Here is a 22,932-nt window from a genome sequence, read left to right as displayed (position 1 = left end):
ACAATGCGCCGCCTGACAGGCCTTCTGCTATCCGGGTTATTGGGCTGTGCCGTACTGGTCGGCCAAATCGCATCATCCGGCCAATCGGCGCGCGCGGGCGACATTTACCTGATGGCGGCCGCAAGCCTGCAACCGGTGCTTTCAGAATTCATCCTGGGCTACGGCGGCGAAATCGACGGGAACCGAATTCTCACCATCTACGCCAGCAGCGGCACGTTGGCGCGCCAAATCGCGCAAGGGTCTCCCGCGGATTTGTACATTTCCGCCAACCCGCGATGGGCGGCCTGGTTGATCGAAGAGAATGGCATCCCCGCGGATCGGACCGTCGATCTGCTCTCCAGCAGTCTTGTTTTGGTCGTGCCCGCGGAAGCCAAGGCGACAGTGACGCTAAAGGACTTCGCCGAAAGCGGCCGGCTGATGATCGGCGATCCCGCCCATGTGCCCGCCGGGCAATATGCCAAGCAAGCCCTGGAAACCTTGAAAATCTGGGACAAGCTGTCACCGCGTCTGGTTTTCGGCGCCAATGTCAGGATGGCAGTTGCTTTCGCGGAACGGGGCGAGGTCGACGGCGCGATCGTCTATAGAAGCGACGCGGTGGCATCTACCAAGTTACGAATTGCCGAGGAAATAAGCCCCGGCCTGTACGATCCCGTTGTCTATCGATCAGTACTGCTCAGCGAAAAGGCGCAAGGCTTGCTGAACGCCTTGCAGACCGGGGATGCCGCCGCCATGTTTCGTCGCTATGGTTTCGAACCGCTATCGGCAAGACAGTGACGTGAGGGTAGTTACGGGTGACGGATCTTCTTTCCCCGGCTGAGTGGGAGGCATTGGCGCTGAGTCTCCGCGTCGCCGTCGTTTCCATGCTCGGCTGCCTGCCGGTCGCCTTGGCCCTCGCTTTCCTGTTGGCGCGCTTCCGGTTTCCCGGCAAGGCATTGGTCGATGGGCTGATCCATCTCCCCCTGGTCGTCCCACCGGTCGTCGTCGGCTATCTGTTGCTTGTTCTGCTCGGCCGGAAAGGCGTTGTCGGGGCTTGGCTCTACGACGTTTTCGGGATCAGCATCGCCTTCACCTGGAAAGGCGCCGCCGTTGCCGCTGCAGTCATGGCGCTGCCGCTGGCTGTCCGCGCAATGCGGCTTGCCATCGAAAGCGTCGACCGTGGCCTGGAAGACGCCGCGAAGACCTTGGGGGCGCAGCCGCTGAAAGTGTTTGCGACCGTCACCATGCCGCTGATCTCACCCGGCATTCTCGTCGGCGCCCTGCTGGCCTTTGCCCGGGCGCTCGGCGAATTTGGCGCGACAATCACCTTTGTCTCGAACATTCCCGGCGAGACCCAGACCATTCCACTAGCGCTCTACGCCCAAATCCAAACGCCCGGCGGTGAAGCCGCGGCTGCGCGCTTGGCCGCAATATCCATCGCTGTGGCGCTTATCGCCATGATTGCTTCGGAATATATGGCGCGACGGATCCGACGATCGATCGGGGGGACGGAATGATAGAGCTTCGCGCCAGGAAGCATTTCCCCTCCTTCGCGATCGATGCGGAGATCGTTATCGAGCCGGAGGAATCCGGCATCGTCGCCCTGTTCGGCAAATCGGGTTGCGGCAAGACCAGCATCATCAACATGATCGCCGGCTTGTTGCGCCCCGACGCGGGGAAGGTCGCGATTGACGGACGTGTCCTGTTCGACAGCGCGGCCGGGGTCGACATACCGCCCTATCGGCGGGATGTCGGTTACGTCTTCCAGGATGCCCGGCTGTTTCCCCATATGACGGTGAAATCGAACCTGCTCTACGGTGCGGGCCGGCAATCGGAAACACGTTTCGACTTGGGCCAGATCACCGATCTGTTGGATATCGGGCATCTTCTTACACGCCGCCCCGGTGAGCTGTCGGGTGGGGAAAAACAACGCGTTTCGATCGGACGAACCATCCTTTCAAATCCACGGATCTTGTTGATGGACGAACCGCTGGCCTCTCTGGACGGGGCTCGGAAGGCCGAAATCCTCCCCTTCATCCAGCGCTTGCGGGACGAGTTGGGCCTGCCGATCATATATGTCAGCCATTCCATCGAGGAAGTGGTGAGGCTGGCCGATGTCATGGTGCTGATCGACGATGGACGTGTCGCCGCCAGCGGCGATGTCGGCGATATCACCAGCAGGCTCGATCTCTACCCCCTCACCGGACGTTACGAGGCGGGGTCCGTGCTGGCCGCGACGGTCAAGGACCAGGACGCCGATTATGGACTGACAGTGCTGGACACGCCCGGCGGCGACATCCGGGTTCCGCAGCTATCGCTTCCCCCCGGACAATCGCTTCGCTTGCGAATCCGCGCGCGTGACGTGGCACTGGCCATAGAGCGCCCCACCGGGACAAGCTTTCAAAATATCTTGAGCGGCACTGTTCGTGAGATTGGGGAGCGCATACATACACGCAGCGACGCCGCCGCGGACGCAATGGTGGAAGTCTCCGTCGACATCGGTGCACCCCTGCGCGTCAGGATCACGCGGAAATCGCTCGACGAATTGGGACTGCGGACCGGTTCTCTTGTCTATGCGCTGATCAAAGCGGTTGCCATCGATAAACATACGCTTGGACGCGGTGCCGGTTCAGAACACGCGGCGCGGTACAGTTGAATGAAGCCAAGGCAAACAGGGCGGGCATATCGGGGAATGTTGATTTGAGCGGTAAAAACTGGGACCTCGACACCGTCATCGATTGGATGATTGACGATGGTCGCAAGTGCCAATCCTTGGACGAATTCACGTCCGGCTTGGCTCGCGCCTTGGTTGCAGCGGATGCGCCAATCATGCGTCTGGTCATGACATTTCGAACACTGCATCCGCAATTCTCGGCTGAACGCGTGCTTTGGGAACGCGGCAAGGGAATGATTTCCCACCGTCGGTCGGATCACAATATCTGGTCGACAGATGCGTACAGGGGCAGCCCGATCGAAACCATCGTTACGACCGGCAAGCCTTATCACCGCAAACTAACCGACCTAGACCCCGACCGGGATCATCAGGTGCTGTTCGACTTGGCCAAGGCCGGCGTGACCGACTATTACGGGCAGATTATTCCTTTCACCTTCCAACGGCAGAGCACTTTCCTGGTCAACACGGATGTACCGGGCGGGTTCACGGAAAGCGATATCGCCAAATTTGACAGGCTGGTGAAACATCTGGGCCCCATTGTCGAGGTTCTCGTCACACACACCATCGCGGTCGGGCTGTTGGATACCTATCTTGGACCGCGAACCGGCAGGAAAGTCTTCGCCGGCCTCATAAAACGGGGTGACGGCGAAGAAATCGACGCGGCCCTGTGGTTCAGCGATCTACGGGAATTCACTCACCTGACCGAGGCCTATACCGCCGACGATGTCCTCGACCTGCTGAACGCCTATTTCGAACACGTCCACACCGCCGTCACCGCCTATGGCGGAGAAATCCTGCGTTTCATCGGTGACGCGATGTTGATTGTCTTCCCTGTTCAAGAGGGCAAGCATCCTGAAACCGCACGCCGTGACGCCTGCCGGGCCGCCCTGGACGCTGCGGTAGACGCGTTCAGCAGCCTGGCGGTCATGAACAGCCTTCGGCGGCGGGATAAAAAACCGGAAACCCGTTTCGGTGTCGGTCTTCATTTCGGCCATGTCGTCTATGGCAACGTCGGCGCGCCGGGCCGCTTGGACTTCACCGTCATGGGCCCTGCCGTCAACCGGACATCGCGGTTGGAATCCCTCACCAAGGAACTAGGCATTCCCCTGCTTCTTTCGGAGGAAATGGGCCGGATCGCCGATGTCCCTGTGACGCCCCGCGGGAAGCACGCGATGAAAGGCGTGGCCGAACCGCAATCCGTCGTCAGCTATAACGCCTTCGACGAGGAATTCGGCTTCGCCGCCAAATAGATCAACCGCATCAAGGTCCGCAGGCTCTTTCCTCTACTGGGCGCTTAGCCCGCCATCCAGCACCATTTCCGCCCCCGTGACGAAGCTAGACTCGTCGGAGGCGAGATAGACCGCCATCGCGGCAACATCCGCGGGTTCCCCGATTCGGCCAATGGGAATCTGCGCGACCAAAGCGGCGCGGGTGCGTTCCGGGTTCTTTGTCTTGGCGACAAATTCGTCGACCATCGGCGTCTGGACGAAGGTTGGGTGCACGGAATTGCATCGCACCCCTGTCCCTTTGCGGGCGCAATGCAGTGCCACGGATTTTGACAGCAGCCTGACGCCGCCCTTGCTGGCATTGTAGGCCGCCAGGTTCGCGCCGCCGATAATGCCACTGATCGAGGACAGATTGATGATCGAGCCTCCGCCGGCCCGTTCAATGGGGGCAATGCCGTGCTTACAGCCGAGGAACACACCGTCCAGGTTCACCGCCATCATCCGGCGCCAATCGTCCAGGCTTGTCTTTTCGACATCCAGGAAGAAGGCGATTCCCGCCGAATTCACTAGCGTGTGCAGTTTTCCGAGCCATGTTTCCGCCTCCCGCAAGGCGGTAACCCATTCCTCCTCAACCGAGACATCAAGCTTTAGGAAGAACGCTTTTTCCCCCAGCTTTTCGGCGGCCTGCGCCCCTTTTTCCGCATCCACATCCGCGATCACGACGCGCGCGCCTTCATTCAGGAACGCTTCCGCGCAGCCATAGCCCAGGCCCGATGCCCCGCCGGTGATGAACGCCCCCTTGCCGGAAAGCCTCATAGTCCCTCCCTCTCCGCCTAGTCCTCGGCAAAATATTAGAATTTTAAGGAATTCGTTACCTCTGTAGCGTAAACAGGCCAAGCAAGGCAGATTTGCCCGGCATAGGCAATTTGCAGGATTGCCCAGTTGCGGTGCGGGACGCATACTGTTGCAACGCAAACTAAGCGCATATTCAAATAATTCAGCGGGATTTTAGATGCTCTATTACATGCATGAAATGCAGCGCATGATGATGGCGCCGAGCCGTATGTTGGCTCAAGGCGCTCGCTTGGCGATGCGCAACCCTATGAATCCATTAGCTTATACCAATGCCGGTCGGACGATGATGTCCACCGCAGACTTGTTCGAACACCTGACCCGCCGTTTTGGCAAACCGGAATGGGATTTGGACACAACGGTGATCGACGGCAAAGAAGTTGACGTCGAGTATGAGACCGTTGTGCATCGCACGTTCTGTCATCTGGTGCATTTCAAACGGAAGCTGGCCCGTAAGCGCAACGATCCCAAACTTCTGATCGTCGCACCGTTAAGCGGCCACTACGCCACGCTGTTGCGTGGCACGGTCGAGGAAATGATCCCCGACCACGAAGTCTATATCACCGACTGGCAGGATCCACGGATGATCCCGGTGACGGAAGACAAGTTCAACCTGAACGACTATATCGACTACCTGGTTGATTTTCTTCACGTTCTTGGCCCAAACACGCATGTGATCGCGGTTTGTCAGCCTGCTGTCCCGTCGCTTGCCGCAACCGCGATCATGTCAGGCTGGGGCGATCTTTGCGCACCGGCGACGCTGACCATGATGGGCGGACCGATCGACACGCGCGAATCCCCGACCGCAGTCAACAAACTGGCCAAGGAACATACGATCGAGTGGTTCGAGCGAAACGTCATCGTCAATGTTCCCCTTCCTTATCCGGGCGCGATGCGGAAGGTTTATCCGGGCTTCATTCAGTTGACGAACTTCATCTCCATGAATCTGGACCGGCATTTGGCGTCGTATCATGAACTGTTCGATCATCTTGTTCAGGGCGACGATGACGCCGCGGAGAAGAAGATCGCGTTCTATGAAGAATATCGTGCGGTGATGGATCTGCCGGCGGAATACTATCTGCAAACCGTGAAGACCGTGTTCCAGGACCACGCTTTGCCAAAGGGTGAAATGATGGCGCGCTGGCACCCGGTGGACGTTGGTAAGATTGACCGGACGGCGCTTCTCTGCGTCGAAGGTGAGTTGGATGACATCTCCGGTGTGGGCCAAACCAAAGCCGCGCTAAAACTGGCCACCGGACTATCGGACGACAAAAAGCTGTATCACCTTCAGAAGGCTGCCGGCCATTACGGTATTTTCAACGGCAGCAAATGGCGCAACCAGATCGCGCCGGTCGTCAAAAAATGGATCCGGACCCATGACCAAGATCTGCAGGCTAAAAAGCCGGCGAAAAAAGCCGCATAGAGATTGTAACGTGGCCGTCAGGAAAACTATTCGTTAAAGCGGCTGGAGCGGTAAACTAGGCCCCATTTAAGGTAATAATATATTCGAACATATGCCCGTAAAGGTTTGAGCACAAAGTCAACTATGCTAGGAATGCCGACTAAAGAATAAGCCAGTTTCGCCAGCTTAGACGTTGTGACGTAGGATTAAAACGCAGCATGCAGCAACGTATTCCGATATGGTTGTTCCTTCTATGTCTCCTTTTATGGCTCCTTTTCACGGTTGCGTTTGGTTGGTCGATAAAATCAACGATCGCCGGTAGCGATAAGTCGGGGTGGTTCGGTGAAGCTGCAGTTCATGTCGCTTCATTTCCGACAACCACGAAAGAAGTCGTGCATGAATTGCTGAGCTTCGTTTCAGGGGCCTACGAAGATGAACCGGTTCGGACACCGCGGCCGGCAGGGGTCGATTATTCCGGTTTCACCCCAGTGCCGGATGCACCTAGCCTAAAGCTCAATGGTTTGGTCATGGAAGCCGATCCAACGAAAATGGCTTCTGGATGGCGCGCCTTGATCGGAGCATTCGACATCAACGGCAGCATTGAGAACGCCGTGCTCTTGCTGTCGCCAGATCTCAAATTGGTTAAGTCCTGGATTCTCGACGAAGTGTCGGTAGGCGAGGTAACCCCGCGCCCAAAACATCGAAAATTTGTTCACGGTGTCGAGATCTTTCCCGATGGCTCGATTGTTTTTACTTTCGACGGCAGTGTCTCAATCCAGAAATTCACTGCTTGCGGCGAGAGAGATTGGACAACGCCCGGTCACTTCCACCACGCGGTGACAGCGGATATCGACGGCAAGAGCGTTTGGACCTTTTTTGACCCTGAAACGATCACCCAAGTGTCCGTGTCCGATGGAAGCATTTTGGATCAGATTTCGCTGGCCGAAATCATTTCTGCAAACCCGACAATCGATGTCCTGGAAGTTCGACGTAAGCATTCGGACGATCTCGGCGGTAACAGCCGCAATACGACAGGCACTTGGTTGCAGGACGCCATCCATTTCAACGATGTGGACCCCCTGCCCGCCTCCATTGCCAACCAGTTTGACTCCTTTGAGGCCGGCGACTTGCTGATCAGCGCCCGTTCGCTGAACTTGGTTTTTGTCCTGGATAGGAAGTCACATAAGATCAAGTGGTGGCGTGTCGGAGCGACGCAACGGCAACACGACCCGGATTGGCTGCCCGATGGACGAATTTCGATCTTTAACAATAGAATGAGCCGGGATTTCAGCGAAATCGTAGCTATCGATCCGGACACTTTTGAAACGTCTGTGTTGGTTGATGGCAACGACTACGGCTTTTACTCCAGGATCCGCGGAAAAGCGCAAATCATTGAAAACGGATCGATTTTCGTCACAAGCGCCCAACAAGGCGAAGCCTTTGAAGTCGACAGCAATGGAGAGGTCGTGTTCAAAGTCGCAAACATGAAACCTGGTACCAATGATACAAACTATGTGGTCTCAGAAATGAAGTGGCTGCCACAGGATTTCTTTGACGAAAGGATTTTCGAATGCCGGACTCAAGAATAAGAGCAGTTGTTTTTCTGATAGCGTTGGTTGCTTTAACGCCAGCCCCCGCTTGGGCTTACATCGGCCCAGGGGCCGGCGCGGGTACAATCGCCGTCGTGCTCGGAATATTGGCATCAATTGTCATGGCCTTTTTCGCAATCCTTTGGTACCCGGTCAAACGGATCATGAAGAAACGCAAGGCTGCCAAGCAGGCTGTCGCGACCGATCCCGCCGTGGACGACGACACGAAAGGCGCCGACAAGCCGTGAATTGGTTTCTGACAACCATTCTATGTGTCGTCCTCGTCGAAGTCGTCATGGCCCTGCCATTCTTGCCCCCACTGCGAAGGCTAAGCAATTCCAGCCAAAGCGCTTTGCGCACCGTCATGGCGAAATCCGTGTCGGATCACTGGAAAGAAAAAGCAATGGCCGCCTATGCCCAACGGACATTTGGGGCGTCGCTTAAAATCGCTTTCCTTCTGGCCGTCGTCCTGAGTATTGCCGGTCTATTGGTTGTTGGATTCGACTGGGTTTTCAGCGGGTTCCAGTCTTTCATCCTCACTTGGATCGGTATTGCTGCAAGCGTCGTCGCAGCCAGTCTGTACGTTTGGGTACGGAAGGCAATTTTCCATGGTTGAATATAGCTTTCTAGACCGGATCCTCCATCGGATTGCCCTTCAATTTACGCCGATTGCGGAGCTGAGCTTCGACATCGATCAAAAGGCCGGCGATCACAATGTAGAACAGGATCGCTACACCCGGCACATCTTCGTTTCCGGTTTGGCCCGCGCGGGAACAACCATTCTGATGCGCCGTATCTATGCATCCGGCGCCTTTTGTTCGCTTACCTATCGAAACATGCCATTTGTCTTGGCCCCTAAGATTTGGGGCAAGGTCGCGGCCCGGTCGCAGGGCGACGACAGCCTATCCGAGCGGGCGCATGGTGACCGCATTCTTGTCGGTGTCGATAGCCCCGAAAGCCTGGACGAAGTCTTTTGGCGCATATTCGACGGCGAAAACTATATCACCAAGACATGCCTAAAACCGCATTTACCGGCACAGGATGTTACTGAGAAGTTTGCTGCTTATGTCTCCGCCATCCTAAATGCGGATAGTGACGGGCGCCGACGGTATCTTTCCAAGAACAACAACAATATTCTCAGGTTGAAGGCCATTCGGCAGACCTTCCCGAATGCCATCACTCTGATCCCGTTCAGGGATCCCATAACACATGCCGGATCGTTAATGCGTCAGCATGCCAACTTCCTCAAGCAACAGAAGGAAGACCCATTTGTCCAATCTTACATGACATGGCTTGGGCACCATGAGTTTGGGCACGATCACCGGCATTTCCAATTCGATCGCGAAGGACAGAAGCGCCTTTCCGATTTGGCTCCAGACGGCATCGAGTATTGGCTTGAGATCTGGCGGCAGACCTATTCGTGGTTACTCGAGCACGCGTCCGATGAAGACTATTTCGTGTGTTATGAGGATCTGTGCAGCGATCCAGAAACCTGGAATCGACTCGCCGTGATCTGCGAAATTGAGGATACCGACAGCAGCGCGGAGTCATTCGTCATCAGTAATGCGAAGGACGACGCCTCCGCAGATCCGTCCCTGTTGGAAGAAGTCTCGGCCCTATACGACCGTCTCGTTGAAGCGTCCCGCAGCAAAATTGAACGATCGAAAGCCTGAGCAGTGCCAATACGTTTCGCCTATCTAAATGTTTACATCCGCAAGGTAGGCCGATACACGGCTGCACAATTATTCAAATCCTCCGAAATTGAGGCAAATATCCCGTCATGAGTTTGAGCAGACGCTCTCATCTCCGCGCGTTGGAAGCGGAGAGCATTCACATTTTCCGGGAGGTCGCGGCCGAGTTCCGTAACCCGGTCATGATGTATTCCATCGGCAAGGATTCGTCGGTGATGCTGCATCTGGCGATGAAGGCTTTTCAGCCCGGGCGCCCCCCCTTCCCGCTTCTGCATGTGGATACGACCTGGAAGTTCCGGGAAATGATCGCTTTCCGTGACCAACGGGCTGCGGAATTGGGGCTGGACCTGATCGTCCACACAAACCAAGAGGGCGTGCGGGACAACGTCAATCCGTTCACGCATGGGTCGTCCTTTTATACCGATACAATGAAGACCGAAGCCCTAAAACAGGCGCTGAGCCATTATAAATTCGACTGCGCCATCGGCGGCGCACGCCGGGACGAGGAAAAATCACGCGCGAAGGAACGGATTATGTCCTTCCGGACCTCGACCCATCGCTGGGACCCGAAGAACCAGCGGCCGGAATTGTGGAACCTCTACAATTGCCGGATCAAGACGGGGGAGAGTGTGCGCGCCTTCCCGATCTCAAATTGGACCGAGCTCGACATCTGGGAATACATCCTGATGGAGGAGATCCCGATTGTCCCCCTCTACTTCGCGGCCAAGCGGCCGGTCGTCGAACGGAACGGCCAGTTGATCATGGTCGATGACGACCGTTTGCCGTTGGACCCGGGTGAAGAGGTCCAAGAGCGGAGCGTCAGGTTCCGCACACTGGGCTGCTATCCCCTCACCGCCGCGGTCGAAAGCGAAGCCACGTCGCTACAGGGAATTGTAGCCGAGACCTTGATCGCCCGCACCTCGGAGCGCCAGGGGCGGATCATCGATCATGACCAATCCGGTAGCATGGAAAAGAAGAAGCAGGAGGGATACTTCTGATGGACGCCCTCCACGCCAAGGATATCGACGCTTATCTTCGTGAGCAGAGCGAAAAGCCGATGCTGCGCTTCATTACGTGCGGCAGTGTCGACGACGGTAAGAGCACGCTGATCGGTCGCCTGCTCTACGATTCGAAACTGATCTTCGAAGATCAATTGGCATCCCTCGAAACCGATAGCCGAAAGGTCGGCACGGTCGAAGACGGCATCGATTTCGCCCTTCTGGTCGATGGCTTACAGGCAGAGCGCGAACAGGGCATCACCATCGATGTCGCATACCGTTTTTTTGCGACCGATGCCCGGAAGTTCATCGTCGCCGACGCGCCGGGCCATGAGCAATATACCCGCAACATGGCGACCGGCGCTTCGAATGTCGATGTGGCCGTCATCCTGGCCGATGCGCGCAAGGGTGTTCTGACACAGACCAAACGGCACACCTTCATCGCACACCTTGTCGGCATCAAAGATGTCGTTCTGGCCGTCAACAAGATGGATCTGGTCGACTATTCGCAAGAACGGTTCGACGAAATCGCCAAGGAATATCGCGCCTTTGCAGAAGAAGTAGGCATCCGAAGCGTCACGGCCGTCCCCCTTTCCGCATTGAAAGGGGACAATGTGCTGGAAAGCGGCGACGCCATGCCATGGTATGACGGGCCGACACTTCTGGGCGCTTTGGAAAAGATCTCCGTCACCGACACCTTGGAAAACGCCCCTTTCCGTCTGCCGGTTCAGTGGGTGAACAGGCCAAACTTGAACTTCCGTGGTTTCAGCGGAACTGTCGCCAGCGGCAAGATCGCGATCGGCGAGGAAATAGCCGTCATGCCGTCGGGTCGGACATCCACGGTCACCGGCATTCTGGATCAGGATGGCGAAGCTAGGGAAGCTGCAGCGGGCGAAGCGGTAACGATCACCCTGGCGGATGAAATTGACATCAGCCGCGGCGATGTCATCTCAACCGCCGAGCAACCAGCCCAGATTACCGATCAGTTTGCAGCTCATATGATCTGGATGACGGATGAGCAAATGTATCCTGGTCGCCCGTATCTGATGAAGATCGGTTCGGCGACGGTCAGCGCCACGGTCACCGAAATCAAACATGCGATCAATGTGAACTCGCTGGAACACAACTCGGCGAAGGAACTCGAATTGAACATGGTTGCGTTCTGCAACTTCTCGCTGGATCGCGCGATTGCCTATGACCCTTATGCGGAGAACCAACGGACCGGCGCCTTCATTCTGATCGACAAGTTCACGAACCAGACAGTCGCCGCCGGCATGATCTCTTTCGGTCTGCGCCGGGCCACGAACCTGGTTTGGCAGGAAATCGACATCGACAAGGCCGAACGTGCCCGAATGAAGGGGCAGACCCCCAGCATTCTTTGGTTCACCGGCCTATCGGGCGCCGGTAAATCCACCGTCGCCAACCTGGTGGAGAAACGCCTGCATTCGCTGGGCAAGCACACCTATATTCTGGATGGCGACAATGTCCGCCACGGGCTGAACCGCGATCTGGGCTTCACCGATGCCGACCGTGTGGAAAACATCCGCCGCGTCGGGGAAACCGCGAAGTTGTTCGTTGATGCGGGCATGATCGTCGTCGTCTCCTTCATTTCACCCTTCCGCAGCGAGCGGGACATGGTGCGGCAAATGGTGGAAGATGGCGAATTCCTTGAGGTCTTCGTCGATGCACCGCTGGAAGTTTGCGAAACGCGTGATCCGAAGGGCCTGTATGCGAAGGCCCGCGAGGGCGCGATCAAGAACTTCACGGGGATAGACAGCCCTTATGAGCCGCCGGAGGCCCCGGAACTGCATCTACGAACCGGCGACCTGACGCCCGAACAAGCGGCGGAGAATGTGATCCAGGCGATGCGCGATAAGGGGTTGATCTAGACCCCTTTATTATCGCGGCGTCCAATTGCGGACTACTCGGTGCGGGGAAAAGCCATCGGTCATTTTCCCCGACCGGCCCGCCCGATGTTTCCGTGCTGCCCACACCAGAAGAATGTATTATTGCAGAATATTCTAATTGATTTTCAGCTAATGCCTCTTCCCTAGATCGCAGCAATACAGCGACAATATTGTTCCATTAACCAAAAAGATACTTTTGGTATTCTATAGAAAACGCGTGAGCATTAATCGTTTTCGGGGGAGATTCCGTGCGCAATCATATTCATGCAATAACATTTCCGCGCGGCAAGAGGGACAACGGCATAGTTTTCTCCTTCTTTGCCGCCGTTTCTATTGCGATGGCTCTGACCTTCACGCCAAAGGCCCACGCAGGTTCAGGCCCAGATACCGGCTGGCAAGGCTTGTATGGCGGATTTACAGTCGGCGGCGTCTATGGGGCATCTCGCCCGGATAGCGAGGCCGAACTATCGCCCTACTTCAATTCTCAATTCGATCTGGATGACCTGAGACCGAGCTTGCAGTCAGCCATCGACAGAACGTCGTTTAGCGGCTCCGGCTTGTTTGGGTACGATTTCCAGGATGGAGCACTGGTTTATGGGATAGAGGCCGACGCAACGGTCATGAATTATTCGGAAACGTCAAACGCGTCGGGCAGTTTCGTGGCCGCCGCTGTCCCTGTGAGATTCGCGATACGGACCACCATCGAAAACAATTACTCCTTCAGCATCCGCCCGAAAATCGGCTACGTGATCGGTAATTGGATGGTTCATGCTGCGGCAGGTCCGTCGGTTGGCCACTTCAAATATGATTTCAGTTATGACGACGACAATTCGGGCGGCGGCCCTTCCGATTTCACCGACAGCACGATTGCCTTCGGCGTATCGTCGAATCTTGGTGTTTCATATAACCTCGACAATGGCTGGATACTTCGTGGGGACTATGTTTCCAGCTACTATCCCGAAATCATCAATGAACGCCAATCCTTCGCCAGATCGGTTGGAGGGACCGTGTTTGGCGCCTCCATCAAGCATGAAGCCGCATTTGATTCTCACAATCTCCGTATCGGCCTGATCAAGCGGTTCTAGCTTCATGGTGTGCTAACTTTTCCTCACATCCAACCCCGCTAGACGCCCGAGTGTCACCGCTGTCAGCAACCCGTTGCCGGATAGATATCCGCTGACCTCCGGGCCGGAGACACCACAGGCGGCTCCGCCCCCGGCATAGAGGTTCGGCAAAGGATCATCGGTTCCGGAACGCAACACGCGCGCGGCACCGTCGATCCGCAGGCCACCCTGGGTGTGGAACAACGCGCCGGTCACCTTAACGGCATAAAACGGCGCGTCTAATCCCGGATTCACGGAAAGGTCGCGTCCGAACCTGTCCGTTCCGACCGCATGGGTCTCCGCAATCGCTGCGGCGAGCTTCCTTGCATCGACACCGATCCTGGACGCTAAATCTTCGACAGAATTCGCATGAACAACCGCCCGTTGGTCTGAAGCATTGCGATAATCGTCAAATTCCATGCCCAGTTTGTGGATCCGATCATCGAAGACGTCCCAGGCGACCTTGCCGGGTTGCGCCAACACAGCGACGCTTTGCTCGGAATAGCCTTGATGTTCGTTTGAAAAGCGCTCGCCGGCCGCATTGACCTGAATCCCGCCTTCCATCATCAGGGCCCAGGTGATCAGGATGCCATGCGGCACCGCGACGGAGCCGTGTCCCTGGTACGCGGACATGTGCTTGGCCTCACCGCCAAGTTCGACACCCCAGCGCACCGCGTCACCCTGGTTCCCCACATGTCCGAAATAGTCCGCCTTGGCCATTTCGGGAATGTGTTCGGCGACCATCGTCTTGTTTCCGCCATAGCCGTTGCAGGCCAGAATCAGCGTGTCGCAGCCGATATCCTCGACCGTCCCGTCGGGCCGGGTGACGCGAACACCTTTGACCCGGCCGTCTTCGCCGGCGAAGAGCGCGGTCACATGCGCTTCGGTCACGATATCGATGTCCATGCGGCCCGCCGCGGTCAGAAGCATCCCCATCAGTGCCTCCCCCGTGCGGTTCGGCGGCGCATGCATGCGCTCCACGCTGTGCCCCGGATAGAGAAACCCCGTCACCAATGGCAGGTCGACTTCCGGCAGGCTGTCGAGCCAATCGACGGTCGACCCAGCCACCTGTGTCACCGCCGCCGTCACGGCCGGGTCGGCGCGATCCTTTGCTTTTCCTTGAATATCCGCAGCCATCAGGTCCGGCGTATCGGTTACGCCCGCTGCCGCCTGTCGTTGCGTTCCCGCCGCCGGGATCATGCCGGATGACAGTGCTGTCGACCCACTGGGCGAGGCATCCCTTTCGAGGACCAGGACATCCCGCCCCGCCTCTCGCAGCGTCAATGCGGCGGTCAGTCCACAGGCCCCGGCCCCGATCACCAGGACGGGGGCCGTAACAGAAAAAGAAGCTTCACCGGGCGAGAGGAGTGTCACGATCTTGATGCCAGACCGGCAAGGACCTGCTCGCAGGAAGAAATATCCGCAACACTGCGTAGCGCTTCGATATTGGTCTTGTGAACCTCGGCATCGAAGGCCGCACAACCATCGGCCAGTACGGTCACATGAAAATCACGCACATGGGCGTCACGTACCGTGGAGGCGACGCCGCCATTCGTCACGATCCCGCCGACCACCAAATGTTCAATACCGACTTTGCGCAGCACCCATTCAAGGCGGCTCATATAGAAAGCGGAAAAGGCGACCTTCTCCACTTCGATATCCGACGGCCCCAATCCTTCCAGCAGCCCTTGTCCCCAACTGCCCGGCGCGAAATCTCCTTTGGCGAGGAAGGGTCGCAAGCGCCGCAAATGATCCGAGATCATCGGCTCCCCACCCCTGCCCGGCACCAGGGTGAAATGGGTCGAGACGATCCAGCCGCCATTGGCCCGAAAAGCCTCCGCCAGCGGCGTCAGACGTGCCGGTAGGGCGGCGATGTCTTCCGATTTCGCCTCGCCGCGCGCATAGGCGCCATCCGGGTGGATGAAATCGTTCTGCAAATCAACCAGCAGCAGGGCAGTCTTGTCTATGGCGCTGAAATCCACGGCCCCGTCCCTTCGGCTGTTATTGGCGTTCCATGATCAGGTTACCGAACCGATCGACGGAAGCGGCCAAGCCTGCATCGACGAAGATGGTCGTGTCCGCCTGTTCAAGCAAGGCCGGTCCTTCCACCCGCGCACCGAGCGGCAAGGCCATGCGATCGTATATGGTCGTGTCCCTCCAATCGCCATCCTGCCAAACGTTCCGCTGGCCCAACACCGCATCCGCCACCTGTCCCTCGGCGGACGGCGCCAGAAGGGCCAAATCGAATTTCGGACGACGGCCCACCACGGCGACACGCAGGTTCATGACCTGCATCGGGATGCCGTCCAAAAGGCGGCCGAATGCAGCCTTATAGGCATCTTCGAAAGACGTTTTGATCAGATCGCGGGAAAGGCCCGTTCGGCCAGCCTGAGTACGACCAGCCTCGATCTGTAAGGGCACAGGCACCGTAACAGTATGAGTCTGCCCGACATAGAGCATGTCGAATTCGACGATATGGTCGATCCGATCGAACCCGACACCAGCCTCGCCCAGCATGGATTCGCTGTGACCGACGATATCCAAAATCTGGGCCTCGACGGTTTCGACCGGCAGATCGTCCAGCCGCGTATTCACGGTCTGCACCCGGTCGTGCCGCATATCCGCGATCACGCAGCCAAGCGCGCTGGTGACGCCGGGATAGCGCGGCACGAGCGCACTCGCCAAACCGACTTCCTTGATCAACGCGCCCGCATGCAGAGACCCGCCGCCGCCGAAGGGCATGGCGGAGAACCGTTTCGGGTCATGGCCGCGCTCGATGGAAACCAAGCGGATCGCGCCGGCCATGCGGGCATTCGCAACCCGCACGATGGCCTCAGCCGCCGCCATCACATCCAATCCCAGTGGCTTGGCAATGTGCTTTTCGATCGCCTGTTTGGCGGCCTCCACATCCAGTCGGTCGAGCTTTCCGCCGATCGGCCTGTCGGCATTGATCCGCCCCATAACTACATTCGCATCGGTCACGGTCGGCCGGTCATTGCCCAATCCGTAACAGACCGGGCCAGGATCCGACCCAGCGCTTTCCGGTCCGACCTGCAGTAAGCCGCCGCGGTCGACCGAGGCGATTGACCCCCCGCCCGCGCCAATGGTCGTTATCTCGATCATGGGGGTCCGGACGATCATGCCGAAATCGATGCTGGTTTGGGCGGCCAGCGCACTTTGTCCATCCGCAACAAGCGAGACGTCGAAGCTGGTGCCGCCCATGTCGCAGGTGATGACGTTCGGAAAGCCTGCGCTTTCCGCAATATAGCCGGCCGCGATGACGCCGGCCGCGGGACCGGACAAGGCGGTCCGGACCGGCAGGGCGCGGGCCGTCGCGACGGACATGACCCCGCCGTTCGACTGCACGATCAGCACTTCCCCACCAAAGCCCCCGTCCCGCAATCCGGCTTCCAGACGCTCAAGATAGGAACCGACGAGCGGCTGAAGGTACGCGTTCAACGATGCCGTCGACCCGCGTTCGAACTCACGGATTTCAGGCAGGATCTCACTTGCGACCGAAATATGCTCGTTCGGCCAGACCTGCTTCGCCGCTTCCAGCGCCTTCTGCTCGTTCTGCTGATTGGCATAACCGTTGATGAAGAAGATACACAAAGCCTGCGCGCCCCGCTCCAGCAAGGTTCGTGCGGCTTCCCGTACCTGTTCCGGGTCAAGCTCTTCGGCGACCGTGCCGTCGGCCAATACGCGTTCGTCGACCTCAAGCCGCAAATCGCGCGGCACGATGGGGTCGAAATGTCCCCACAACCCCCAGGTTTGCGGGCGGTCGCGGCGGCGCATTTCCAGCACATCGCGGAAACCGCGCGTGGTGATCAGCCCTGTGCGGACGCCTTTCCGTTCCAGCAGCGCGTTTGTGCCGACGGTCGTGCCGTGAACGATGGTGCCGACCTGCCCCAGATCGGCGATCCGGCTGGTGATCCCTTCGCGGATCCCGATGGACTGATCACCCCGCGTCGAGGGAACCTTGGCGACATCACAGGTGCCGTCGGCTTCGTTCAAGAAGAAGACATCGGTAAAGGTACCGCCGACATCGACGCCGACGATAATGCGGTTGGACGGGCTACTCATTGACTGGCGACCTCCTGACGCAGGACGATGGTTCCCGGTCGATCCAGCTCGCCGCTTTCGTCGACGATACAGGCATAGCGGTCACGGGCCGCCGCGCTGGTGACATAGCCAAGGCGCACATCCTCGGCCACCAGGTCGGGATCGCGTTGCAAGGGACTGCCATAGCCGCCCCCGCCGGGCGTTTCCAAACGCACTTTCTGCCCCGTCGTCAATTTGATCCCCACCATCTTGGACACCATGGGCGGTTCATGAGGCCCGTCATCCTGTTCATAGGTAAACTTATTGAAGGCAGCACTTTCACCGTCCAAGACCCCCGGCGGCGCATATTTGCCGCGTTCCCCGAACAGGAAAACGTCCGCATTCTTCTCAAGCAGCTTGATTTCGTAAATCGCGCCATTGCCGCCGCGCTGTGTGCCGGGACCACCGCTGTCCGGGCGCAAGGCCCATTGGGTGAATTGAACCGGATAAGCCGCTTCCAGGATTTCCAATGGCGGTATGGTCGCGGTCGAAATCGGCGCGTTGCCGTGGTTCAACCCGTCGCCTTCCGGATTGCCGCCATGTCCGCCGCCGAAGAAGGAGAACATGACCCACCGCCGTCCGTCCGCTCGGTGTCCGGCGAGTGACAAAGCGTTGATCGTGCCATAGGCGCAGCCGTTCACCATGTCGGGCGCGGCCTGTGAAAGGGCCACGAAGATGACGTCGATCACCCGCAGGATTGTCTCGGTATAGCCGCCGACAGGCTTGGGCGCGCTGACACTCAACAGACTTTCGATAGGGATGTTGAAGTCGATCGGCTCCAACACGCCCGCATTCGCAGGCACGTCGCGGAAGACATGCTTCAAGGCGACATAACAGGATGCGATCGCCGTCGAGCGGGAGATGTTCACCGGCCCGGCACAGGCCGGCGACGTCCGGGCGAAATCAAGCATCATCCGGTCGCCTTCGATGCGGATGTCCAACCCGATCTGCAAGGGACTGTCAGTAATGCCGTCATTATCCAGGAAATCGTCGGCGGAATAGGTTCCATCGGGTAGGTCGGCAATGAAGCTGCGCATCAACTGTCCGGCACGCGCCTTCAATTCGGCAAGACCTTGGGCCACCGTTTCCGCGCCGTAGTCGTCCAGCAAGGCGTTCAAGCGCTGATCGCCCAGTTCCAAGGCGTTGATCTGACCGTTCAGGTCGCCATAGAGGCTGCCGGGCAGACGCGAATTTGACTTCAGGATCTCGACGATGTCGGGCCGGAACTCGCCTTTGTCATACAGCTTCACCGGCGGGATCAGCATGCCTTCCTGGAAGCATTCGGTCGCCACCGGATTGTAGTTGCCGGGCACATTGCCGCCGACATCGTGCCAGTGACCGACCGAGGCCAGATAGCAGAACAGTTTGCCATCCCGGAAAAAGGGGCGGACCAGCTTGAAGTCGGACAAATGCGTGCCGCCTTCATACGGGTCATTGAAGATATAAACGTCCCCCTGCGACACGCCGCCAGCCTTGGCGGCCCGGTCGATCACCGCCTTCACGGCAAAGGACATTGCGCCGACGAAGACCGGCAGGCCGGATTTGCCCTGCACCAGGGTTTCCCCGGTTTCCGCATGATAGAGACCGTGACTGGCGTCATGCGCTTCAGCGATGATCGGGTTGAAGGCGCTGCGGAAGAGCGTCGCGTCCATTTCGTCGGCGATCTGCTCCAATCGTCCTTTCAAGACCGCCAGCGTGACGGGATCCATCGGCTGCGTTTCAACTTTCCCCGTATCCGGGCTCATTCCTGGTTCTCCGCGTCGTATTGCTGGCCGCTGCTAAGGATGTCGTCGGTTCCCAGCACGGCATTCAGTTCGGTAAAGTCGAGCATCCGGTCCCGGAAGGCATCCGTTGTGCCGTGCTGCTTGAGGCTGGCGAAATAGTCCGCCCCGGCCTTGGCCAAGGCACGGGCCAGGCCGCCCGGGAAAATCGCGATGGAAAAGCCCAGCGCCTCCAACTGCGCCGCATCGTGCAACGGGGTCTGTCCGCCTTCCACCATGTTCGCCAGCAAAGGGATGCGGGTTCCGAACCGATCGATCACCGCTTGGATTTCCTCAGCCGTGCGGGGCGCCTCGACAAACAGCACATCCGCCCCCGCCGCGGCATAGGCATCGGCACGGTCAAGCGCGGGCGCGAAGCCTTCAACCGCGATAGCATCGGTCCGCGCAACAATGAGCGTTTCTTCACTGGCCCTGGCATCGACCGCCGCCTTGATCTTGCCTGTCATTTCCGCGGTCGGGACAAGGGACTTGCCCTTCAGGTGGCCGCAGCGTTTCGGCATGGCTTGGTCCTCAAGCTGGATTGCCGTCGCGCCGGCGCGCTCGAACACCTTTACGGTACGCTGCACATTGATCGCATTGCCAAAGCCCGTATCCGCATCGACGACAAGCGGCAGGTCCACGCGTTCGCGGATATGGCCGACAACCGAAGCGACTTCCTCCATCCCGACAAGGCCGATATCAGGCCGGCCCAGCCGCGTATAGGCAATCGACGCACCGGACACATAAAGCGCTTCGAAACCGGCCTGTTCCGCCAGCATGGCGCCGAACGCGTCGAACACGCCCGGCGTCAGCAGCAGGTCCGGCATTTCCAGCCGTGCCTTCAAACCCGTTTGTTCGGTCATGCGGCACCTTTTATCTTTTTTTCCAAATAGGGGACCAGCCCGCCCGCCCCGACGATATTCAGCAGATGGTCGGGGACCGGCTCCGTCGCGATTACGGTGCCTTGCGTCAGGTTTTCGATTTTGCCCGCAGCGGGGTCGATGGATAGCGCGTCACCCGACGCGATCTTGTCCACATCGGGACAGACAAGGGCCAACAGGCCCAGGTTAAAGGCATTGCGGTAGAAGATGCCGCCAAAGCTTTTCGCGACCACGGCGCGGATGCCCAAGATCCCCAGCACCTGGGCAGCCTGCTCGCGGCTGGACCCCATGCCGAAATTCTTACCGCCGACGACGATATCGCCTGCCGTCGCCGACGTTGCGAAATCGGGATCGATGGCTTCCAGGCAATGCGTCGCCATGGTTTCGACCGGGCCTTTCATATAAGCGCCCGGTGCCAACAGGTCGGTATCGACATTATCGCCATAGACCCAGGCGCGTCCGGTGTTTTCCGCAGTGCCGGTCATGCCGCGCCCTCCGCCAGGAAATCGCGTGGATCGGCGATATGTCCCATGACTGCCGAGGCGGCGACCGTAAACGGCGACCCCAGATAAACCTGCGAGGATTTCGCCCCCATGCGTCCCTTGAAGTTCCGCGCGGTGGAGGAGATGCAAACCTCCGCTTCCGCCAAGACACCCGCGCCATAACCGGCGCAGGCACCGCAGCCGGACGGCAGCAGGATCGCGCCCGCCTCCGTCAACGCCGCGAGCGTTCCATCGGCGGCGGCTTGGGCCGTGATGCGCGTGGAAGCCGGGGCAACGAACAACCTGGTCCCCGACGCGACCTTCCGCCCCTTCAACACCCTGGCCGCCATCTGCAGATCGTTCAGCTTCGCACCCGTACAGGCGCCGATATAGCACTGATCGAGTTTGGCCTTTTCCGCGTCCAAGACAGAACCGCTATTGGCCGGGCTGTGCGGTGCGGCCACTTGCGGGTCGAGCGCGAAGGCATCGAAACGATGTTCTACCCGGCACGGCGCATCCTCATCGCCCTGCTCGCCGACGAAGGCGCCGGGATCACCGCCGGCCTGTCGAATGTATTCCGCCGTCGTTTCGTCCCCAGCGATCAGACCCGCCTGCGCGCCCAATTCTGCCGCCATGTTGGACAGGGTCATGCGCTCGGTCATCGACAATCCGGCAATCGTCGTCCCACTATATTCCACGGCCTGATAATCGCCGCCATCCATGCCCAGCGTCGCGCAGAGTTTCAGCATCATGTCCTTGGCGCTGACCCCATCCGGCAGCGCGCCATCCCAACGAAGACGGATCGTTTCAGGCACACGGATCCACGTCTCACCGGTCACCAGAACGCCGGCCATATCGGTCGCGCCGACGCCGAACATATAGCTGCCGAAGGCCCCGCCGGTCGGCGAATGACTGTCCCCACCGACGACGAACATGCCGGGGCGCAAATGTCCGCGTTCCGGCAGCACCACATGGCAGATACCCTGCTGGTCGTAGAAGTTTTCTATGCCCTGATCCCGCGCCCAATCGCGGGTGAGTTTCAGGATCGCGGCGCTCTCTGCATCGAAGGCCGGCACGTAATGGTCGGAGACGACAACCACGCGTTTCGAGTCCCAGACACCAACGCCAAGCCGCTCCAAAACAGGCTTCACGCGCCGAGGACCGCCGCTGTCGTGGATCATCGCCAAATCGACCGCACAGGTCACGATTTCACCGGGCCGGACGGCTTCCCGTCCCGACGCCCGGGCGATGATCTTCTCAGCCAGCGTAAGCGTTTGCACAGTCATGCCAGCTTGTATCCCGTCGTCTTCGGTGACCAGGAATTCGCACCGGCGCCGGATACCCGAGACAGAGACATCTGATAGCAATAGCTGTCCGGACGGTAGAGCGCGGTAATGAACTCCACCGGACGCCCTTCCACATCAAACACGGTTCGGGACACTTTGAGCAGAGCAGACCCGACATCCAAATCCAATAACGCCGCGACGTTGTGGTCCGCCAAGGTCGCCGTGATCGTTTGAGAGGCCGAGGCGACGCGCACCCCGGCATCCTCCATCAGTGCCAACAAAGGTTTGCCGACCATGTCTTCCGGGGCGAAGGAACGCCCGATATCCGCCGGCACATAGGTTGTCAGATGGGAAAATGGTGTGCCGTCCTTACTTCTGGTTCGGACAGCGCGCTGAACTTCCGCGCCCATATCACACAGCAGGGCCGCCGCCGCTTCCGGCGGGGCCGGAACATAGGCGAAATCTATCAGGCGGACCTGCGTCTCATACCCCATGGACAACAGGTCTTCCAATTGCCCTTCAACAGCAGCGCTGATGGCGGGGCCCTTGCCCTCGAAGGTGACTGTCGTCCCCCGGCCGCGCTCACGCGTCACCAAGCCGTCCGACGCCAGCTCGTCCAACGCTCGCTTTACCGTAATGCGGGAAACCCGATACTGGTCCGCCAGGTCGAATTCGCCTGGCAGCACCGTTCCTGTCGGATATTCCGCGCTGAGGATCTTATCACGTAGGATCAGATAAATCTGATGATAGAGCGGCGACCGCAGCGCCGCGTTGGCGCTTTTGCCGCCAAGACCGTCGACCGGCAACAGAATGTCCTGCCCGCCCGAACCGGTCGGGGGTTGCATCCCGTTCTTCTCGGTATCGCTGTTACGGCTCACGGACCCGCCCGGTTTGAAAACGACAAACGTCTATTGACATAACGATATATCATTATCAATCTTGTTTTCACGGCGCAAGCATATGAGGGGGTGCCCGTATGTAGGGTACCGGGGGCCGGCGCATGG

21 protein-coding genes are annotated in these 22,932 nt (G+C 58.7%); 12 read left to right on the top strand and 9 right to left on the bottom strand.

Features of this window, described 5'->3' with window-relative positions; all coding sequences use genetic code 11:
* Positions 1–3 precede the first annotated feature (3 nt).
* The 4 genes from modA to EOI86_RS23240 are packed head-to-tail and all read left to right on the top strand — an operon-like array spanning position 4 to position 3,900.
* Positions 4–774: a molybdate ABC transporter substrate-binding protein gene (modA, locus tag EOI86_RS23255; protein ID WP_127768071.1), complete on the top strand. Its 771-nt coding sequence runs from the start codon at positions 4–6 to the stop codon at positions 772–774.
* 17 nt (positions 775–791) lie between these two features.
* Positions 792–1,493, top strand: coding sequence for a molybdate ABC transporter permease subunit (modB, locus tag EOI86_RS23250; RefSeq protein WP_127768070.1), 702 nt, complete (start codon positions 792–794; stop codon positions 1,491–1,493).
* A complete protein-coding gene (gene modC / locus EOI86_RS23245) occupies positions 1,490–2,632 on the top strand; it encodes a molybdenum ABC transporter ATP-binding protein (RefSeq protein ID WP_127768069.1) in 1,143 nt (380 codons plus the stop codon). The genes modB and modC overlap by 4 nt, the downstream gene beginning before the upstream one ends.
* Before the next feature lie 44 nt (positions 2,633–2,676).
* Complete coding sequence (locus EOI86_RS23240) at positions 2,677–3,900, top strand: adenylate/guanylate cyclase domain-containing protein (protein ID WP_127768068.1); 1,224 nt, start codon at positions 2,677–2,679, stop codon at positions 3,898–3,900.
* Positions 3,901–3,933: 33 nt separating this feature from the next.
* Here EOI86_RS23240 and EOI86_RS23235 read toward each other — a convergent pair whose 3' ends face one another.
* Positions 3,934–4,692: a glucose 1-dehydrogenase gene (locus tag EOI86_RS23235; RefSeq protein WP_127768067.1), complete on the bottom strand. Its 759-nt coding sequence runs from the start codon at positions 4,690–4,692 to the stop codon at positions 3,934–3,936.
* A 196-nt stretch (positions 4,693–4,888) separates the two neighbouring features.
* Between EOI86_RS23235 and EOI86_RS23230 the strand changes: the two genes are divergently transcribed.
* The 8 genes from EOI86_RS23230 to EOI86_RS23195 all read left to right on the top strand — a co-directional run bounded on the left by EOI86_RS23230 (position 4,889) and on the right by EOI86_RS23195 (position 13,400).
* Positions 4,889–6,151, top strand: a complete 1,263-nt coding sequence (locus EOI86_RS23230; RefSeq protein WP_127768066.1) for a polyhydroxyalkanoate depolymerase — start codon at positions 4,889–4,891, stop codon at positions 6,149–6,151.
* A gap of 197 nt (positions 6,152–6,348) precedes the next feature.
* Positions 6,349–7,719: an arylsulfotransferase family protein gene (locus EOI86_RS23225; protein ID WP_127768065.1), complete on the top strand. Its 1,371-nt coding sequence runs from the start codon at positions 6,349–6,351 to the stop codon at positions 7,717–7,719.
* Positions 7,720–7,841: 122 nt separating this feature from the next.
* Positions 7,842–7,967, top strand: a complete 126-nt coding sequence (locus EOI86_RS24915) for a hypothetical protein (protein ID WP_275668607.1) — start codon at positions 7,842–7,844, stop codon at positions 7,965–7,967.
* Positions 7,964–8,335 carry a 6TM ABC transporter family protein gene (locus EOI86_RS23215; protein ID WP_127768064.1) on the top strand — a complete coding sequence of 124 codons (372 nt, stop codon included), beginning with the start codon at positions 7,964–7,966 and terminating at the stop codon, positions 8,333–8,335. The genes EOI86_RS24915 and EOI86_RS23215 overlap by 4 nt, the downstream gene beginning before the upstream one ends.
* On the top strand, positions 8,328–9,392 hold the full coding sequence (locus EOI86_RS23210; protein WP_127768063.1) for a sulfotransferase: 1,065 nt from the start codon (positions 8,328–8,330) through the stop codon (positions 9,390–9,392). The genes EOI86_RS23215 and EOI86_RS23210 overlap by 8 nt, the downstream gene beginning before the upstream one ends.
* A 107-nt stretch (positions 9,393–9,499) precedes the next feature.
* The gene (cysD, locus tag EOI86_RS23205; protein ID WP_127768062.1) at positions 9,500–10,408 is read left to right on the top strand and encodes a sulfate adenylyltransferase subunit CysD; all 909 of its coding nucleotides are present in this window, start codon (positions 9,500–9,502) and stop codon (positions 10,406–10,408) included.
* Entirely contained in the window at positions 10,408–12,297 is a 1,890-nt protein-coding gene (gene cysN, locus EOI86_RS23200) for a sulfate adenylyltransferase subunit CysN (protein WP_127768061.1), read from the top strand. The genes cysD and cysN overlap by 1 nt, the downstream gene beginning before the upstream one ends.
* Before the next feature lie 266 nt (positions 12,298–12,563).
* The gene (locus tag EOI86_RS23195) at positions 12,564–13,400 is read left to right on the top strand and encodes an outer membrane protein (RefSeq protein ID WP_127768060.1); all 837 of its coding nucleotides are present in this window, start codon (positions 12,564–12,566) and stop codon (positions 13,398–13,400) included.
* Positions 13,401–13,412: 12 nt separating this feature from the next.
* Here the strand turns inward: EOI86_RS23195 and EOI86_RS23190 are convergent, their stop codons facing one another.
* From EOI86_RS23190 to EOI86_RS23155, 8 genes are read right to left on the bottom strand one after another with little or no spacing between them, the layout of a single operon-like run.
* Positions 13,413–14,792: an FAD-dependent oxidoreductase gene (locus EOI86_RS23190; RefSeq protein WP_127768059.1), complete on the bottom strand. Its 1,380-nt coding sequence runs from the start codon at positions 14,790–14,792 to the stop codon at positions 13,413–13,415.
* Positions 14,789–15,400, bottom strand: coding sequence for a cysteine hydrolase family protein (locus EOI86_RS23185; protein WP_193555809.1), 612 nt, complete (start codon positions 15,398–15,400; stop codon positions 14,789–14,791). The genes EOI86_RS23190 and EOI86_RS23185 overlap by 4 nt, the downstream gene beginning before the upstream one ends.
* Before the next feature lie 19 nt (positions 15,401–15,419).
* Positions 15,420–17,501, bottom strand: a complete 2,082-nt coding sequence (locus tag EOI86_RS23180) for a hydantoinase/oxoprolinase family protein (RefSeq protein ID WP_127768058.1) — start codon at positions 17,499–17,501, stop codon at positions 15,420–15,422.
* Positions 17,498–19,264: a hydantoinase B/oxoprolinase family protein gene (locus tag EOI86_RS23175; RefSeq protein ID WP_127768057.1), complete on the bottom strand. Its 1,767-nt coding sequence runs from the start codon at positions 19,262–19,264 to the stop codon at positions 17,498–17,500. Before EOI86_RS23175 ends, EOI86_RS23180 begins: the two co-directional genes overlap by 4 nt.
* On the bottom strand, positions 19,261–20,142 hold the full coding sequence (locus tag EOI86_RS23170; protein ID WP_127768056.1) for an isocitrate lyase/PEP mutase family protein: 882 nt from the start codon (positions 20,140–20,142) through the stop codon (positions 19,261–19,263). The genes EOI86_RS23175 and EOI86_RS23170 overlap by 4 nt, the downstream gene beginning before the upstream one ends.
* Entirely contained in the window at positions 20,139–20,645 is a 507-nt protein-coding gene (locus EOI86_RS23165) for a LeuD/DmdB family oxidoreductase small subunit (RefSeq protein WP_127768055.1), read from the bottom strand. The genes EOI86_RS23170 and EOI86_RS23165 overlap by 4 nt, the downstream gene beginning before the upstream one ends.
* Positions 20,642–21,928, bottom strand: a complete 1,287-nt coding sequence (locus tag EOI86_RS23160) for a 3-isopropylmalate dehydratase large subunit (RefSeq protein ID WP_127768054.1) — start codon at positions 21,926–21,928, stop codon at positions 20,642–20,644. Before EOI86_RS23160 ends, EOI86_RS23165 begins: the two co-directional genes overlap by 4 nt.
* Positions 21,925–22,806, bottom strand: a complete 882-nt coding sequence (locus EOI86_RS23155) for a GntR family transcriptional regulator (protein WP_205032301.1) — start codon at positions 22,804–22,806, stop codon at positions 21,925–21,927. Before EOI86_RS23155 ends, EOI86_RS23160 begins: the two co-directional genes overlap by 4 nt.
* Positions 22,807–22,932 lie beyond the last annotated feature (126 nt).

The organism is Hwanghaeella grinnelliae (genome assembly GCF_004005845.1).
Lineage (GTDB): Bacteria > Pseudomonadota > Alphaproteobacteria > UBA8366 > Aestuariispiraceae > Hwanghaeella > Hwanghaeella grinnelliae.
The sequence above is the reverse complement of the archived record's forward strand: the minus strand, read 5'-3'. Positions and strand labels throughout refer to the sequence as shown.